The sequence below is a fragment of the Algoriphagus aestuariicola genome, assembly GCF_017254835.1.
GTDB classification, from domain to species: Bacteria; Bacteroidota; Bacteroidia; order Cytophagales; family Cyclobacteriaceae; genus Algoriphagus; species Algoriphagus aestuariicola.
The window spans coordinates 358,067-373,433 of sequence record NZ_JAFKCW010000005.1; the positions used below are offsets into that span (position 1 = coordinate 358,067).

Consider the following 15,367-nt stretch of genomic DNA (forward strand, 5'->3'; position numbering starts at 1 on the left):
TAAGCCGCAAAGGTAAGGAATTGGGGGGAAGTTTGGAAGTGGCAAGTTGGAGGCAGGGCTACGAAGATAGCGATGGGAAGACAAAGAATGCCGAGGAGAACGAGGAGTGATGGTCCTCGGCTATAGCCCAAATGATATGCATCGGTAGTCAGCATAGAAGAACCAAATACTAGGGGTTTGGTGTCTTCGGATCAAATTTAATTCTGTTTATTCCGGCCATTATTCATTTTTGTTCGAATATGTACAGGAAATCCCCTTTTCTGTAAAAGATAATTTTTTAATAAACTATGGAAACTTTGAATATGCCGATAGTTTCCATAGTTTTGGCGCCTGGATTTAATAAAGGGGATAGGTGACAAGGACGAGGATTCTGGAAATAGCGACAGAGCAGTTTTCCCGATACGGGGTGAGGGCTGTGACGATGGAGGATATTGCCCGGCAGGGCGGAATTTCAAAAAAGACAATTTATCTGGAATTTGCGGACAAAAAGGTCCTGGTAAAAGAGGCCTTTGCTGTTCTGCTGGAAGAAGATCGGAAGAAGCTAAACTGCATATTGGAAGCCGAGGATGGGGTGATCGAGCACCTGGTAAAAACCTCCAAGATGGTGAGACAGCGGTTGCAGTATATCAACCCCTTGGTCTTCATGGAGGTACAGCGCTATTTTCCGGATGCTTGGAAGATGTTTGAGGACTTTAAGGTGCAGGTGATCATGGAAGATCTGGTCAATGTAATTGAGAAGGGGAAGCTGTTGGGGTATTTCAGGCCGGAAATTGATTCGCAGATTCTGGCCAAGGTCAGAATCAACCAGATTACCTCTATGTTCGATGCCGAGAATATCTCCAGGCCGGACTACAATCCTGTTGAAGAACAGATGGTCATGTTGGACCATTTTTTACACGGAATTTTCACTGAAAAGGGCAGAGCCGCCTATACAGCACAACAAGCAATTGAAGATTGAAAACTAATCCAACTATGAAAAAGAGCCTTTTTACGTTCTTGTTTTTTTTATTGGCATTTCCCGTCGTTTGGGCGCAAGAGGTCGCGCAGCTTACCCTGAACGAATCCATCCTGTACGCCATTGAGAACAACTACATCACCAAAAATGCCAGGCTGGAAACCCTCATTTCCAAGGCTACGGTGAAGGAGACCACGGCGCTGGGACTGCCCCAAATCAACGGTTCCTTTAATCTGGACTACAATCCCATGATCCCGGTGGTGTTCCTTCCCAATGAACCGCCATTTGGTGATCCCAGTATCCCCAGTGATGTGATCCCCGCCAGATTTGGGGTGAGCTATTCCTCCGGCCTGGGTGTGACGGTCACTCAGATGATTTTTGATGGATCGTTTTTCATAGGTTTGCGCGCTGCGAAAACCCTGACCCAGTTGACTGATTTTGATCTGGTCAAAGCAGAAAACGACGTGGTGGAGAACGTCAAAAAAGCCTACTTCGGCGTGTTGGTGAATCAGGAGCGAATTCGCCTCGCCGAATCCAATTTGTCCCGTATTGACTCATTGCTGAAGGAGACGAGGGCGTTGAATGAAGCCGGATTTGCCGAACGAATCGATGTGTCCAGGATTCAGGTACAACGCAACAACGCATATTCCCAAGTCGAAAGAAGCCGCACCGCCTGGGAAATCAGCAAAGAACTGCTCAAGATTCAGATGGGGATGCCGTTGACTGTGGACATCCTTATCACGGAGACGCTTAGGGAACTAAACCCCAGGGAAGAGTTGATCCAGCTGTTGGCTGCCGAAGGTGAAAACAGGGTCGAGCTTGATCAGTTGAATACCCAAATCGAGTTGCAGCACTATGACCTCAAATACAACACCTCCCAGTATATGCCAACGATCGACTTTAATGGAAATATCAGAAGAAGCGGGGCGGGGAATGAGATCAATACGGTATTCGACAGTAACAACTGGTTTGGCAGTTCTCTACTTGGCGTCAGCATGAACATTCCCATCTTCGACGGGCTGAGCAAAAGTGCCCGAATCCAAAAGAACCGCTATACCATCAGCCAGCTCGAGAACCAGAGATTTTATCTGAATGACAGCTTTAAGAATGAAATATTCTCTGCGAAGGCTTCTCTCAAAAACGACCTGAACATCCTGGATGTGCAACTGGAAAATCTCGAATTGGCCCAAGAAGTCTATGACATCGCCAGAATCAAATACCAGGAAGGCGTCGGCTCGAACTTGGAAGTAGTGGATGCAGACGGAGCACTCACTGAAGCGGAGATCAACTATCTGGCGGCCTTGTATGACGGCCTGATTTCAAAAGTAAACCTCGAAAAAGCATTGGGCCTGCTAAAAGCAGACCTCGAAAACTAAACCAACTGTTTCTTCTTATTAAAAAACACAACCTCAGATATGAAACCTATCCTCAAATTTTTACCCTTTGTGGTTCTTACGGCACTTTCGATTTCCTGCGCAAAGGAAGAGGGAGTCGATGCGATGAAAACCAAACTCGCTGAGTTGAAAGACCAGGCGAATTCCCTGAATTCTGAGATCAAAACACTGGAAACCGAAATTTCGAAATTGGATCCGGAGTTTGCCAATGCGAACAAAAAATCCATCTTGATTACTACAGCTCCTGCCCAAAAAGGGGAGTTTACACATTTTGTTGAGGTAACTGGATCGGTTCTTTCGAAGAAAAACGTCAGCATCAGCTCCGAGACTGCGGGAAGAATCCTCGAGGTGCCCGTGCTGGAAGGTATGCGAGTAGGGGCCGGACAGTTGCTGGCTCGGATAGACGCGGAGTCCATTGAGAGAAATATCGAGGAAATGGAAAGCTCCCTGGAGCTAGCGACTACGATCTACCAAAAACAGGCTAGACTTTGGGACCAGAAGATCGGCACCGAGATCCAATATCTGGAGGCAAAAACTCGTAAGGAAGGGCTGGAAAAGAGCCTTGCAGCAATGAAAACCCAGCTGGATAAAGCTTTGGTGAAGGCACCCTTTAGCGGAACCGTCGAGAGTGTGGATGTAAGAATAGGTGAGCTGGTGCAGCCGGGCATGCCGATGTTCCAGTTTGTGGGAGAAAGCGACTTGTTTATCCAGGCGGATGTTTCTGAGAGCTTCGTCGGAGTTTTGAGCAAAGGTGATTCCGTGGAAGTGGAGTTCCCTTCCATCGGCAAAACGCTGAAGACTCGGGTTTCGGCTGTCGGCGGCATCATCAATCCAAACAACCGGACCTTCAAGGTGGAAGTATTCCTTCCCAACCTGGTCGAGGTGAAGCCCAACATGATTTCTATCCTAAAGATCAATGATTATCAAAACAAAGAGAGCGTGATCGTCCCTGCCCATTTGATTTTGGCGGACAACAAAGGGGATTATGTGTTCATCGTGGAAAATGGAACCGCAAAGAAGAAGTACGTGACCCGCGGGATGACCTATGAAGGAGAAACCGAGATCAAGGAAGGCCTGAACGGCACGGAAACGATCATAGACAAAGGCTTCCGTGAGGTAGGAGATAATTTCAGTGTAACCGTGTCCCAGCTTTAACCATGACAGAAACTCCTAAATCTACCATTACCAGGGAGTTTGGGGTGTCCAGCTTTAGTGTGGACAACTCCACCTCGGTGGTCATATTGACCTTGATTATCACGGTTCTTGGATTGGGGGCCTATCGCACCATGCCCAAGGAGAGTTTCCCTGAGATAGTCATTCCCACCGTATACGTCGGTACTCCATATCCCGGAAACTCCCCCGTGGATATGGAAAACCTTATCACGCGTCCAATCGAAAAGGAACTGAAGTCCATCAGTAATATAAAGGATATCCGGTCTACTTCGGTCCAGGATTTTTCTTCCATCGTAATCGAATTCAGCCCCGGAGTGGAGATCTCCAAAGCGATTCAGGATGTAAAAGACGCCGTTGACAAGTCAAAGAGCGAGTTGCCAACTGACCTGGATCAGGATCCGAATGTACTGGAAGTGAACACCTCGGATTTTCCGATCATGAACGTCAACATCTCTGGCCCCTACTCGGAGCAGGAGCTCAAGAAGTTTGGAGAGTATCTGGAAGATGCCATTGAAAAACTTCCAGAGATCTCCAACGCCGATCTCGCTGGTACGGTGGAGCGTGAGATCCAAATCAATGCGGATCCTTACAAGATGGAGGCTGTCGGAGTGAGCTTTGGGGATATCTCGGGGGCCATCCAGGCCGAAAACCTGACCATGTCGGGGGGAAGCATCAAAAGCGGGGACTTTGAACGTACTCTTCGTATCGACGGCGAGTTTTCCGAGCCAAATGACCTCCTGGATATCATTGTGAAGACGGACCAGCAAAAGATCGTCTATCTCCGTGATGTTGCCGTGATCAATGACACGTTCAAGGATAGGACTTCCTATGCCAGAAGCAAAAACCTGCCCGTCGTCACTATCAATGTGACCAAGCGAAGTGGTGAAAACCTATTGGACGCTGCCGACAAAATCAAGGAGATCATCGAAACGACCAAGACGAATCGCTTTCCCCAGGATCTGGAGATCACCATCACCAACGACCAAAGCAAGCAGACCCGTACCCAGGTAAGTGATTTGGAAAACTCCATCATCTTCGGGATAATCCTTGTGGTGTTGGTTTTGATGTTTTTCATGGGATTCCGCAATGCGCTTTTTGTGGGTTCGGCGATTCCGCTTTCCATGTTTATCTCCTTCCTGATACTTAATGCTTTTGGGATTACGCTAAACTTGATGGTGCTTTTCTCGCTAATCCTCGCCTTGGGGATGCTGGTAGATAACGGCATCGTGGTCGTGGAAAATATCTACCGACTCATGCAGGAAGGCAAGCCCGCAAAGCAGGCCGCGAAAGAAGGCGTGGGCGAGGTAGCTTGGCCAATCATCACCTCGACGGCGACCACGCTGGCGGCGTTCTTGCCGCTGGCATTCTGGGACGATCTGGTTGGGGAGTTTATGAAGTACCTGCCGATCACGCTGATCATCGTACTTTCCTCTTCGCTTCTAGTTGCTTTGGTGATCAACCCGGTGATGACATCCATGTTTATGAAGCTGGATTCAGGAGGAAAGAATAGGCCCAAACAAAGATCAATCATCACAGCCGGAATCTTCCTGGTGTTGGCAACGATCTTTTATCTAATCGGCTGGACCGCAATGGGTACACTTTCGCTGGTGGCATCTATCCTCACGTTGTTCAATGTCTTTCTGTTGAGAAATGCGATCCATTGGTTTCAGGAGGTTTTTTTGGTCAAGCTGGAAAACTGGTATGAGTCTACGCTCACGTATGCACTTCGCGGAAGGAATCCCTATTTCTTCTTCGGGGGAATGTTTGGGCTGCTGATATTTTCGCTGGTATTGCTGGGGATCAGAGCTCCCAAAGTCCTCTTCTTTCCTGACAACCAGCCCCAATTGATCAACGTGTTTATCGAGTTTCCGATAGGCACCGACATCAACGCCACCAATGCCTTTGTAGACAACATGGAGGATGAGATGATGGATGCATTGGAGCCCTATCAGGGAATTCTGGAATCGGTTATTACACAGGTCGGCGAAGGTACAAGTGATCCCATCGAAGGACCCAGCCAGCAGGCCACTCCTAACAAGGCGAAGATTACCATCGGCTTTGTGGACTACATAGACCGCCAAGGGATCAATACCAACGGCGCCATGGAAGTAATCAGGGATCTTGTCGAGAAATATCCCGGGGTCTTAATCACGGTCGATAAGCAACGAAATGGCCCGCCAGTCGGCAAGGCGGTAAACATTGAGTTTGTCGGAGAAGATTATGAGCAGTTGATCGCGTTTGTCAATCAGACCAAAGAGTATCTGGAATCACACAATATTCCCGGTATGGAAGAACTGAAGACTGACCTTTCACTAGGTAGCCCCGAAGTTGTGGTAGATATTGACCGGGAAAAGGCCAGAAGGTTTGGACTTTCCACCTCCACGATCGCAACCGAGCTGAGAACTTCCCTGTTTGGTTTGGAGGTTTCCAAATACAAAGAAGGCGAGGATGACTATCCTATACAGTTGAGACTCTCGGAAGACTATCGCTACGACATCAGTACCTTGGTGAACAAAAAGATAGGCTTCAGGGACAAATTTGGGGATAAGCGTGAGGTTCCGATCTCCGCGGTGGCGGACATCCGCTATGGCTCGACTTACGGTTCGGTGAAAAGAAAAGATCTCGAAAAGGCAATCACCATGTTTTCGAATGTTCTTGACGGCTACAACCCGACCGAGATCAATGCCCAAATCCAGGACTTGATGGAGAACTATTCGGTGCCTGATGGGATCACTGTGAAATTTACAGGTGAGCAGGAAGAGCAGGCCAAATCCATGGCATTCCTACTCAATGCGCTCATGATCGCGGTTTCCCTGATATTCCTGATCATCGTGGCACAATTCAACTCGGTAATTAGCCCATTCATTATCATGACCTCGGTGTTGCTGAGCACGATTGGTGTATTCTTGGGTTTGGTGATTTTCAACATGGATTTCGTGGTGATCATGACCGGAATTGGGATCATTTCTCTTGCCGGGGTTGTGGTTAACAACGCGATTGTGTTGATAGACTATACGAACTTGGTCCGGGCTCGGAAGCGGCAGGAACTCGGAGTTGCTGAGGGAGAGTATCTCGCCATTGCGGATTTACTTGCCAGTATTGTGGAGGCTGGGAAAACACGTCTCCGTCCGGTGCTGCTCACTGCGATCACGACGGTGCTTGGCTTGATTCCCCTGGCTATTGGAATGAATATCAACTTCAGCACCCTGCTAAGCGATTTTGACCCGCAGTTTTATGTTGGTGGCGACAACGCAGCATTCTGGGGTCCTATGGCCTGGACAGTGATATTTGGGCTAACCTTTGCGACGGTCATCACGTTAGTAATCGTACCGGTCATGTATTATTTGACAGATAAGCTTTCCATAAAGCTTAAGAAAGCAAAAGCATGATTGATTTAAGGTTGGTGGTTTTTTTTGACAAAACCCCCGGGACATTGTTCCGGGGGTTTTTTGTTTGATGCGGTGATGTTTCAGGTATGGATTTTGTATTTTTGCCCACCCAAATAAGATGCAGAGATGGAGGAATTGAAATGGTTTGTCATGTACACCGCATCCCGTTCCGAAAAGAAAGTGGCGGAGAGATTGCGAGAAAAAGGGCTGGAAGTATACCTGCCCTTGGTAGAGGAACTCAGACAGTGGTCCGACCGCAAAAAGAAGGTTCAGAGGGCCCTGTTCAATGGCTATGTTTTTGTCAAAACCCATAGGAATCAGCTTTGGGAGTGTCTGCAAGTGCCAGGGGCGGTAAAGTTCGTCCATTTTTCCGGGCAACATGCAACGGTAAGACAGGAGGAAATCGATATCATCCAGCGTGTGGTGACTACTGGCGTAGCCGTAGAAACGGACGGCTCGGTGATAGAGCCAGGTGAGAAGGTACAGGTGATGGGTGGCCCGCTGCAGAGCATGACGGGGGAAGTGATCGAGCGGGGCAACAAGGATTACTTCCTAATCCGAATCCCCGGAATTTACCAAAACATGCTGGTGAATATCCCAAGGAAATTCCTTCAGGTCATGGAAGACTCCGCTTCCAGCTGATTGGCGAAAGTACGGTGCTAATTTCGGGATTGGATCCTGAGATCTTTTCGTTTGATCATCTGCCCCTCAACCTGTAGTGGTTTTTTGGTGATCGACTCCATCGTATCCTTGATCGCCTGAAAAGAGAGGTCGCCAATCACGGAGAGTTGCGAAGAAATCGAGTCCGAGGCCGGAATGAGCTTGAGCTCGAATCCCTCAAAATTCAGCTGATCCAAAGAGTCCATGTCGATTTCCTTGACGGAAAAGAGATAGGTCTCGCTGATAGGCGCACCTGAGGGGGCTGTCGCGTCGAGGGTAAGTGCCACTAGCATTTTTTCTTCCTGGAGGGGAAAGCCCGTAGCCACTGAATCGCGGGAAAAATCTTCGGAGGAACCTGTGGTATAGTGTGATTCCCGGCTGGGAACGAACAAGAAAGCAATGAGAAGGATACCCGCGAGAGACGCTGCGTAGGGAAGAAGTTTTTTTAAGACGTTGCCATTTTTTGATGAACTGGGGGAGAAGGTAGTCGAGCCAATTTTCGGAAGGGGCTGTTCGTGACTGTAATCGTGGGGGGATTTTGACATTTCCATCCCTGGAGAAGGGGCTGGACTTGCAAAGCCTTCATCCCCCGGTGCCGATCTGGTTTTTATTTTTTCCACGAGCTCTGGATACGCTTCTTCTGATTCCAAATCGTGTTCTTTCACCAGTCCCCCTTCGGCGGTTTCGAAGCGGGGCATGGGAATGGGTGCGAGGGTTTCGGTAGTTACTTCCCGCTCCAGGACAATGTCCTTTTTTCGTTCTTGTCCTTGGATGATATGGATGAGGGTAATTCGAAGGATGAGGGTAAAGCTGCCCAAAGCCAAGGGTCTGACGTCATAGAGCCATTCGGTGAAGTCATCCTCAATGATGAACTGTTCCTCGTTGTTGAGTGCTTTGATTTCAAAATTGCTGCCATTCCTTCCCTCGGTCAGTGCAACTTGCATCACTTCCGCCAGACGGATGGATTCGATTTGCAGTTCCTCTTTGGGTATCTTCAGCCCTTCTCTCAGATAGATCTCTTCCCAGGCCAGTCGTACCGTACAGCGCGTCCACCGATCCAACTGCATCAGTGTCGGGATATGGTAGAGGACCTTTCCCTCTTTCCGGGAAGGTCCAGCGGGAGGCTTGCTCGGGGATACGCGTCCGCGGAGTGCGTCGAGGAGCGGGAGATATTTTCTCTCCCTCATGATCTCAAGCGAGAGCGTATTCATGTTGCCGATCTTTCCTGCCAAGTCATCGATGGCTCCCCGGATGTCGGCGTATAGGTCGAGCTCTTCCAGAATTTTCCTGGTGTCGGCAAGACTGTCTATGCTTTTGATCTTGGCATTCAGCGCTTTGGTTTGTTGGTCCCAGTAGTCCACGTAGTCGATGAGCGAAAAAGCATCGTAAATCCTGGCATCGGGAAGGACAATGGGGAAAACCCGGTCGTGGAATTCTCCCTTTTTTGCCACCTCTAGCAGCTCAAACATGCAGTTCTTGGACTTTAGGTATTTGTCGCTGATGACCAGCACGACCAGGTTTCCTTGGCCGATGCGCTCCATAAACTCGCGGATCAGTCCTTTGAACGCCAAATCGGTTTTGTCGCGAACCAAGACAAAGGAATTGGCATTGAGGATCTCTTGTAGCTCGTCTGCGACAAGCTCGCTTTCGCCGCCCCATGCATAGGAGATAAAAACCTGCTGCTGATCCATTGTGCTAAAAGTCTTCCTGTTGAAAGTAAGTCTCTTTCTCCAAAAGATCAATAAGAAAAGGCAGCCGATTAAGCTGCCTTGGATGCTGTGTAAGTTGCCGAACTCAATTCTTTTCCTTTGGTACAAAATACCTTCGGAAGACGATCTGAGCCTGAAAGAGATGGTCTCCGAATTTGTTGAAACCCACATTTCCATCGAGATTGTCAGTGAAGGTCCACATCATCGTACCTTCTCCGGCGATGTCGGAATAGGGGCCTAGTCGATAGCTTAACCCAGCTCGCACGGGGATATAGCCCGTCGTATTTAGATGTTTTGTCGGGACTTCCTCACTGTCATAAGACTTGGTCTGCTCAGTCCGTGAATGGAGGATGCCCAAGCCAAAGCCACCGTATAGATTGAAAAGGCTGCGGTGCATATGGTTGTTGAATCGGATCAGATTGATACTGGGAATCAGGTCAAAATAAAAGGCAGGTCCCTTTGCGGTGAATGAAGAATTATTCTCGTACCATCTATCCCTAACGGACGTACTCGGATTGCCGCCGCTGCTGATGTACTGGTAGCCCAGAGTGCTTCTGAGATCAAAAGTTGGGGTTATTTTTCTCGTCAAAGCCAAAGATACCGAAGGCTTGATTTCGAAATCCAAGGCACGGTACTGCCCGCCATTGTCCAAGTAGGCAAAGGATGGCCCGAAGCCCACAGTCAGGATATTGTCTCTTGATATCCTTTCCTTATAAAAGTTTTGGGCCAAGAGCGTCCCTGAGCACAGGAAGAGCGACAGGAGCGAAAGATATTTTACTAGGGGCTTCATTTGTAAAGGTCCTTATAGCAAGGAGATGCTTCTTCGCGCTTCGGTTTGCAACAAGCATGCCAAGCGGCTCAGAGGTATTGGGGTAGTTCTACTGGGCTTCCCCGTAGAAGTTCAGATTCAGTTGTCCTGAAAGGCTTGTTGGATGTCTGACTCGGTGGCCCTCAATTTGGCACGACAGTGTTTGACCAGTTCTGCAGCTTCCTTTACCAGGTCAGAAAGTTCATCCACGGACTTATTGCCCTCCTCGAGTTGGTTGAGTATGGATTCCAAACGGGCCATTGATTCGGCATAGCTTTGCTCTTTCATTTCTCGTCGATTTGCTTGATGATGCTGTTGATTTTCCTATCCAGAGTGATGGTCACTATTTCGTCTCCCTCCTTCAATGCTGCAAGATGAATGGGGGTTCCGTCCAACTCAGTACGTGTATAGCCCCGTTTTAGGATGGACTCGGGATTCAATTGACGCAAAAGTGTCTCTCGGTTTTCCAGCCGTTCCCCTTGCTTTTGGATGAAAGCGTTGAGGCTTGATTTCAGCTCCTTCTCCGTGTTGGTCAGCTGATGGTTTTGGAGCCTCAGGAGATTTTTTGCCGCTGCCTCTATTCGGCTGAATCTGTTTTTGAGCGCTTCTGACTCAAGGGAGATTCGGGTTTTGGACAGGGATTTGGCGCGGAGCTCAAGTTGATGGATTCGAGCTTCTTCCTCACGGAGTTGGCTTCGAGTCGACCTGTCCAGTCTTTGCATCACCATGCCCAGATTTTCCTCAAATTCCCGGAAACCCGACAAAAGAAACTCGGCTACCGCAGTTGGGGTTTTGAGCCGCGTATGAGCTACCAAATCCGCCACCGTCTCGTCTCGCTCATGGCCTATACCCGTGAAGATCGGCAGGGGGAAATTGGAAATCCCTGCTGCCAGTCTATAGTCGTCAAAGCAGTCGAGATCCAGCTGGGCTCCTCCACCACGGATGATCACCACCGCATCGAATCCTGATGTCGGTATTTCGGCCTTGATTTTTTCCAAAGCAGACAGCAGGCTTGTAACCGCTTCATTTCCCTGCATCAGGGAATTAAACAGGCGGTGGTAGACTTGATACCCATACCGGTTTTGGTCCAGTTGATTCACAAAATCTCCGTATCCGGCCGCCGTACTGCTGGACACTATGGCAATCCGCTGCACGACGGGAGGAAGCTCGAAGCGGCCGTTTAGGCGGATTAGTCCTTCCTTTGTGAGCCTATCGATGGTTTCCTGCCGGATACGAGCTCTTTCTCCGAGCGAAAACGAAGGATCGATATCCTTGACGTTTACGCTAAGCCCATACACCGGATGGTAGTTGACAGCCACTTGGGCCAGGACCTTCATCCCGTTTTTTAGGCTTGTTCCTGTAATGGACTCAAATTTCGCAGAGACGGATCGATAGGTGAATTGCCAGAGGTTGGAGCGGATTTTTGCCAAAACCTGGCTGCCCTCCTTTTCCACCAACTCAAAATAGACGTGGCCCTGCGGAGCTTGGCGAAAATCTGCCAGCTCGCCTACCACCCAATAGATTGGTTCGAGTTCGTTTTCCAGCGTAAGCCGGATCTGCTCGGTCAATTGGGAGATGGTCAGGGGAGACATGGGATTCAGTGCTGCCTGGCAGCTTTGATCTTGGCGTCCAAGTCTTGGCTCGCACGCAGCATAGGAAGTCGCACTTGGTCAGTCTCCAGGATTCCCAGCTGGAAGAGCAGGTTTTTGACACCCACCGGATTTCCCTCCAGATACATGAGGCTATTCATTCCCAATAGCGAGTATGTAGCCTCAAGGGCCTCTTCGTGGCTTCCGTGGGTTAGTCTTTTGAAAGTTTCGGGGAAGGCATTTGCCAAAACGGAAATCACGCCACTGCCTCCGATACTGATCATCGCCTTGGTCATCATGTCATCACCAGAAAGCAAGAGAAAGTCTTTTGGCATGGCCGCGGCGATCTGTATGCATTGTTCCAGATTGCCACTAGCCTCTTTCATGCCCACGATATTGGGATGGTGGGAGAGTGTCAAGGTCGTAGCCGCCGTCATGTTGGACATGGTTCGGCCTGGAATATTATAGAGGACTACCGGAGCTGGGCAGGCGTCAGCGATGGCAGTATAGTGCGCGATGATGCCTTCCTGACTGGGCTTGTTGTAGTAGGGGCTTACGGAAAGTAGGGCGGCTACACCGTAGAAATCTGTGTTTTTGATCTCATTGACCACCGCATGGGTATTGTTGCCGCCTATGCCCAGCATCACCGGAACGCGTCCTGCATTGTATTCGAGGCAGGCTTTCAGCACTTGTTTCTTTTCGGAAGAGGTCAGTGTCGTGGATTCTCCCGTGGTACCGAGCACCACCAGATAGTCGACTCCTCCGGAAACAACATGATCGATCAGACGCTTCAGGCTGGCAAAGTCTATGGAATGATCGTCATGAAAAGGGGTGACTAGTGCCACTCCCGTGCCTTTGAATGCGTTCATGGTTTTTTTGAAGGTTAGAGGTTGCAAAGATAGAGTCTTCGCTGAGTTTTGGTAGAGCCTCGGTTTTTTTTTGAAAACCCGGCAAAAGTCAAAAAAGCCTAGGCGAAAAGCCAAAAAAAATCTTTTGGCGAACGAATTACAGAAGCCGCGGGTTTTTGAAAACTGTAAACCAACGCTACCCATGTCCAGTCATTTTCCCTATTCCATCCTCGACCTTGCCCTGATTCGCGAGGGGTCAGATGCCGCCGACGCCTACGCCCGAAGCCTCGACCTTGCGCGCCATGCAGAGACCTGGGGTTACAAGCGGATTTGGCTTGCGGAGCATCACAATATGCCCTATGTGGGCAGTTCCGCTCCGGCCATTCTGATGGGCTATATCGCCGGTGGCACCCAATCCATCAAAGTTGGCTCTGGTGGCATCATGATGCCTAACCACAGCGCGCTCATGGTAGCAGAGGAGATTGGGACACTAGAGCGACTCTATCCAGGAAGGATAGATCTTGGCCTTGGACGTGCGCCTGGTACAGACCAGCGAACCGCCTCCGCGCTGAGGAGAGGGCGGGTAGAGACGGTAAATGACTTTCCGCAGGATTTGGAGGATTTGCAGCGGTATTTTTCCCAAGACAATTCCCGATCCGACGTCCGGGCTTTTCCCGCGGAGGGGCTGGATGTGCCGATCTATATTCTGGGTTCTAGCATGAGCAGTGCCATTCTGGCAGCAGAGCGTGGTCTTCCCTATGTCTTTGCCAGCCATTTTGCTCCGGCCTATTTTATGCAGGCAGTGAAATATTACCAGGATCATTTTCGTCCTTCGGAGTATCTACGAGAGCCTTTTGTGATGGCTTGCATCAATGTCATTGCCGCCGATACGGATGCAGAGGCACATTACCTGGCGACTTCCTTTTACCAGATGGCACTAGGAATCGTCCGTCAGCAATCCTATCCGCTTCGCCCTCCCGTGGAGGATATGTCCAACGTATGGAGCCAGCCGGAGGCTGCCGCAATACAGAATATGATGGCGGTAACCTACGTAGGCACAAGAGATGCTGTGAGAGAGGGACTTGAGGATTTTGTCCGCCATACGGGTATCAACGAAGTGATGATCACCTCCAACCTCTATGACCATGCAGCACGCCTGCATTCCTTTGACTTGGCTGCTCAGGCGGTACGAGGAATTAAGGTTGGATAGCGCAGCTGCGACGCAGGAATTTATTCGTTTCTTTGATTCAAATACCCGATAAATTAGCATTCATGAACCGATTCGCACTTGGATTTGTCGCAGCCCTATTGGTTTTGGGTGGCGTCTGGTTTTTTGTTGACAAAAAGGAAGACAAGGAAGAGATCAAGGCCGATTCTGCCTTGATCCAGCAGCAGATCCTCAATGTGGGAAAATTGATCGTGACTGAGGGGTACTACTCGCAGGTTTTTACTTTCAAAAACTCCCAGAATCTTTTCATGAACCTCTTCTCTTCGGACAAAAAGGCGCTCGTGGTGGTCAATGCCAAGGCCACGGTGGAGTATGACCTGCGAAAGCTCGAGACCGAGGTCGACGAAGCCAACAAGATGGTTATCCTCAAAACTATCCCGGAACCGGTAGTGAATGTTTATCCCGAGATCGAATACTACGACGTGACCCAGGATTATTTCAACAAGTTTGAGGCAAAGGACTACAACAAGATCAAGACATCCGTCACTTCACGTATTCGCGAAAAAATCGAAGCATCCGGACTGAAAGACGATGCCCGAGAGCGCCTGATGAGCGAGCTTCTCAATATTTATGTCTTGACCAAATCCATGGGTTGGACGCTCCAATACAACGAAAACGTGATCGAAAGCCCCGAGCAAATGCAGGAGCTGAAAAGGTGATTTTTCGGATAATATCAATTGCCTGTCACTTTCTTTTCAAAAGGCGACGCTTCGGCTGGGGATTAGGGGCGTTATTTTCGGCCAAATTCAACGTCCGGGGGATATCATTCTGGGGAAAGCAAAGCACCATTTTATTGTCTTGCCTTGCCGAAAAACTCCTCAGCATTACGAGAATAGAGTTTCTCCTTCTGGATGTCGGTGAGAAAGGCCAGATCTTCTATGGCCGCGACCATCTTTACGATGTCGCCGTTGTCAGACCCAAACATCAGCCTATCCTCTAAGCCAGCATCGTAAAGTGCCTTCATCGTGGTTTGGAAGCGTTCATTGTCCACAATGTCGGGATTGGCGATGACCGAGATGTCTGCATAGACCCGTGGAAACTCCTGCATGATCTCGATCGTCTGGCTGTAATATTGATCTCCGCTGTGCATGATCCAAAGCCGCATTGCAGGGAAAGCCACTAGGACGGGTTTGAGAAGCAAAGGATCTCCCAGTTCCCATTTGAAATTAGGACTGCCGTGGTCGGGCCCAGCACCGCCAGTGTGGATACCGACCGGTAAATTGTATTTCTCAGCCAAGCGGTAGTAGGAGAACATCGCCGAGTCACCGGGAGTAATGCCGTAGTATTGGTTCAGCAGCTCGCCGAGGAAATCAATCTTCCCGGATTTGATCTGCTCTTCCACCCATTCCATATTTGGCCACTCATTCCCATCCACAAAACAAGGCTGCAAGCTGTAGGGAACATTGCCGACAGGGCAGGGGAACATCAGGCCAAAGAGCAGTTCCGGAGATTGCCGATCCCGGTACTTTTCCTGCAAGTCCCAAGAGGAGCTTATTGCGGCCTTGTAGACTCCCCCATCATTCAGCATGTCGATATGCGTGCTCTGATCTTGCATGCCATGGATATGGACATCGAAGAGGCGGGGCGGACTCTTCATGTTTGGCTGACAGGCAA

13 protein-coding genes are annotated in these 15,367 nt (G+C 49.4%); 7 read left to right on the forward strand and 6 right to left on the reverse strand.

The annotated features are described in order from the left end of the window. Positions 1–352: 352 nt before the first annotated feature. The 5 genes from J0A67_RS20735 (at position 353) to J0A67_RS20755 (ending at position 7,553) form a co-directional block, all read left to right on the forward strand. Positions 353–958, forward strand: a complete 606-nt coding sequence (locus J0A67_RS20735) for a TetR/AcrR family transcriptional regulator (protein WP_206571305.1) — start codon at positions 353–355, stop codon at positions 956–958. 14 nt (positions 959–972) lie between these two features. Then, positions 973–2,331 (forward strand): TolC family protein, encoded by a 1,359-nt coding sequence (locus J0A67_RS20740; protein ID WP_206571306.1) that lies wholly within the window; start codon positions 973–975, stop codon positions 2,329–2,331. A gap of 39 nt (positions 2,332–2,370) precedes the next feature. Further along, complete coding sequence (locus tag J0A67_RS20745; protein WP_206571307.1) at positions 2,371–3,504, forward strand: efflux RND transporter periplasmic adaptor subunit; 1,134 nt, start codon at positions 2,371–2,373, stop codon at positions 3,502–3,504. A 2-nt stretch (positions 3,505–3,506) separates the two neighbouring features. Continuing rightward, the gene (locus J0A67_RS20750; protein ID WP_206571308.1) at positions 3,507–6,911 is read left to right on the forward strand and encodes an efflux RND transporter permease subunit; all 3,405 of its coding nucleotides are present in this window, start codon (positions 3,507–3,509) and stop codon (positions 6,909–6,911) included. A 126-nt stretch (positions 6,912–7,037) separates the two neighbouring features. After that, on the forward strand, positions 7,038–7,553 hold the full coding sequence (locus J0A67_RS20755; protein WP_206571309.1) for a UpxY family transcription antiterminator: 516 nt from the start codon (positions 7,038–7,040) through the stop codon (positions 7,551–7,553). Between the two features lie 17 nt (positions 7,554–7,570). Here J0A67_RS20755 and J0A67_RS20760 read toward each other — a convergent pair whose 3' ends face one another. The 5 genes from J0A67_RS20760 to dapA all read right to left on the reverse strand — a co-directional run bounded on the left by J0A67_RS20760 (position 7,571) and on the right by dapA (position 12,546). Next, positions 7,571–9,262, reverse strand: a complete 1,692-nt coding sequence (locus J0A67_RS20760) for a toll/interleukin-1 receptor domain-containing protein (protein WP_206571310.1) — start codon at positions 9,260–9,262, stop codon at positions 7,571–7,573. Between the two features lie 103 nt (positions 9,263–9,365). Beyond that, on the reverse strand, positions 9,366–10,070 hold the full coding sequence (locus J0A67_RS20765) for a hypothetical protein (protein ID WP_206571311.1): 705 nt from the start codon (positions 10,068–10,070) through the stop codon (positions 9,366–9,368). 117 nt (positions 10,071–10,187) lie between these two features. Then, positions 10,188–10,376, reverse strand: coding sequence for an exodeoxyribonuclease VII small subunit (gene xseB, locus J0A67_RS20770; protein ID WP_206571312.1), 189 nt, complete (start codon positions 10,374–10,376; stop codon positions 10,188–10,190). Next, positions 10,373–11,680, reverse strand: coding sequence for an exodeoxyribonuclease VII large subunit (gene xseA / locus J0A67_RS20775; protein ID WP_206571313.1), 1,308 nt, complete (start codon positions 11,678–11,680; stop codon positions 10,373–10,375). The genes xseB and xseA overlap by 4 nt, the downstream gene beginning before the upstream one ends. Before the next feature lie 5 nt (positions 11,681–11,685). Further along, complete coding sequence (dapA, locus tag J0A67_RS20780; protein WP_206571314.1) at positions 11,686–12,546, reverse strand: 4-hydroxy-tetrahydrodipicolinate synthase; 861 nt, start codon at positions 12,544–12,546, stop codon at positions 11,686–11,688. A gap of 181 nt (positions 12,547–12,727) precedes the next feature. Here dapA and J0A67_RS20785 point away from each other — a divergent pair, with 181 nt between their 5' ends. Together J0A67_RS20785 and J0A67_RS20790 are read left to right on the forward strand one after the other, a co-directional pair. Continuing rightward, positions 12,728–13,735: an LLM class flavin-dependent oxidoreductase gene (locus J0A67_RS20785; protein WP_206571315.1), complete on the forward strand. Its 1,008-nt coding sequence runs from the start codon at positions 12,728–12,730 to the stop codon at positions 13,733–13,735. Between the two features lie 62 nt (positions 13,736–13,797). Further along, positions 13,798–14,412 carry a DUF4230 domain-containing protein gene (locus tag J0A67_RS20790; RefSeq protein ID WP_206571316.1) on the forward strand — a complete coding sequence of 205 codons (615 nt, stop codon included), beginning with the start codon at positions 13,798–13,800 and terminating at the stop codon, positions 14,410–14,412. A 131-nt stretch (positions 14,413–14,543) separates the two neighbouring features. Here the strand turns inward: J0A67_RS20790 and J0A67_RS20795 are convergent, their stop codons facing one another. Next, the gene (locus tag J0A67_RS20795; RefSeq protein WP_206571317.1) at positions 14,544–15,350 is read right to left on the reverse strand and encodes an amidohydrolase family protein; all 807 of its coding nucleotides are present in this window, start codon (positions 15,348–15,350) and stop codon (positions 14,544–14,546) included. Positions 15,351–15,367 lie beyond the last annotated feature (17 nt).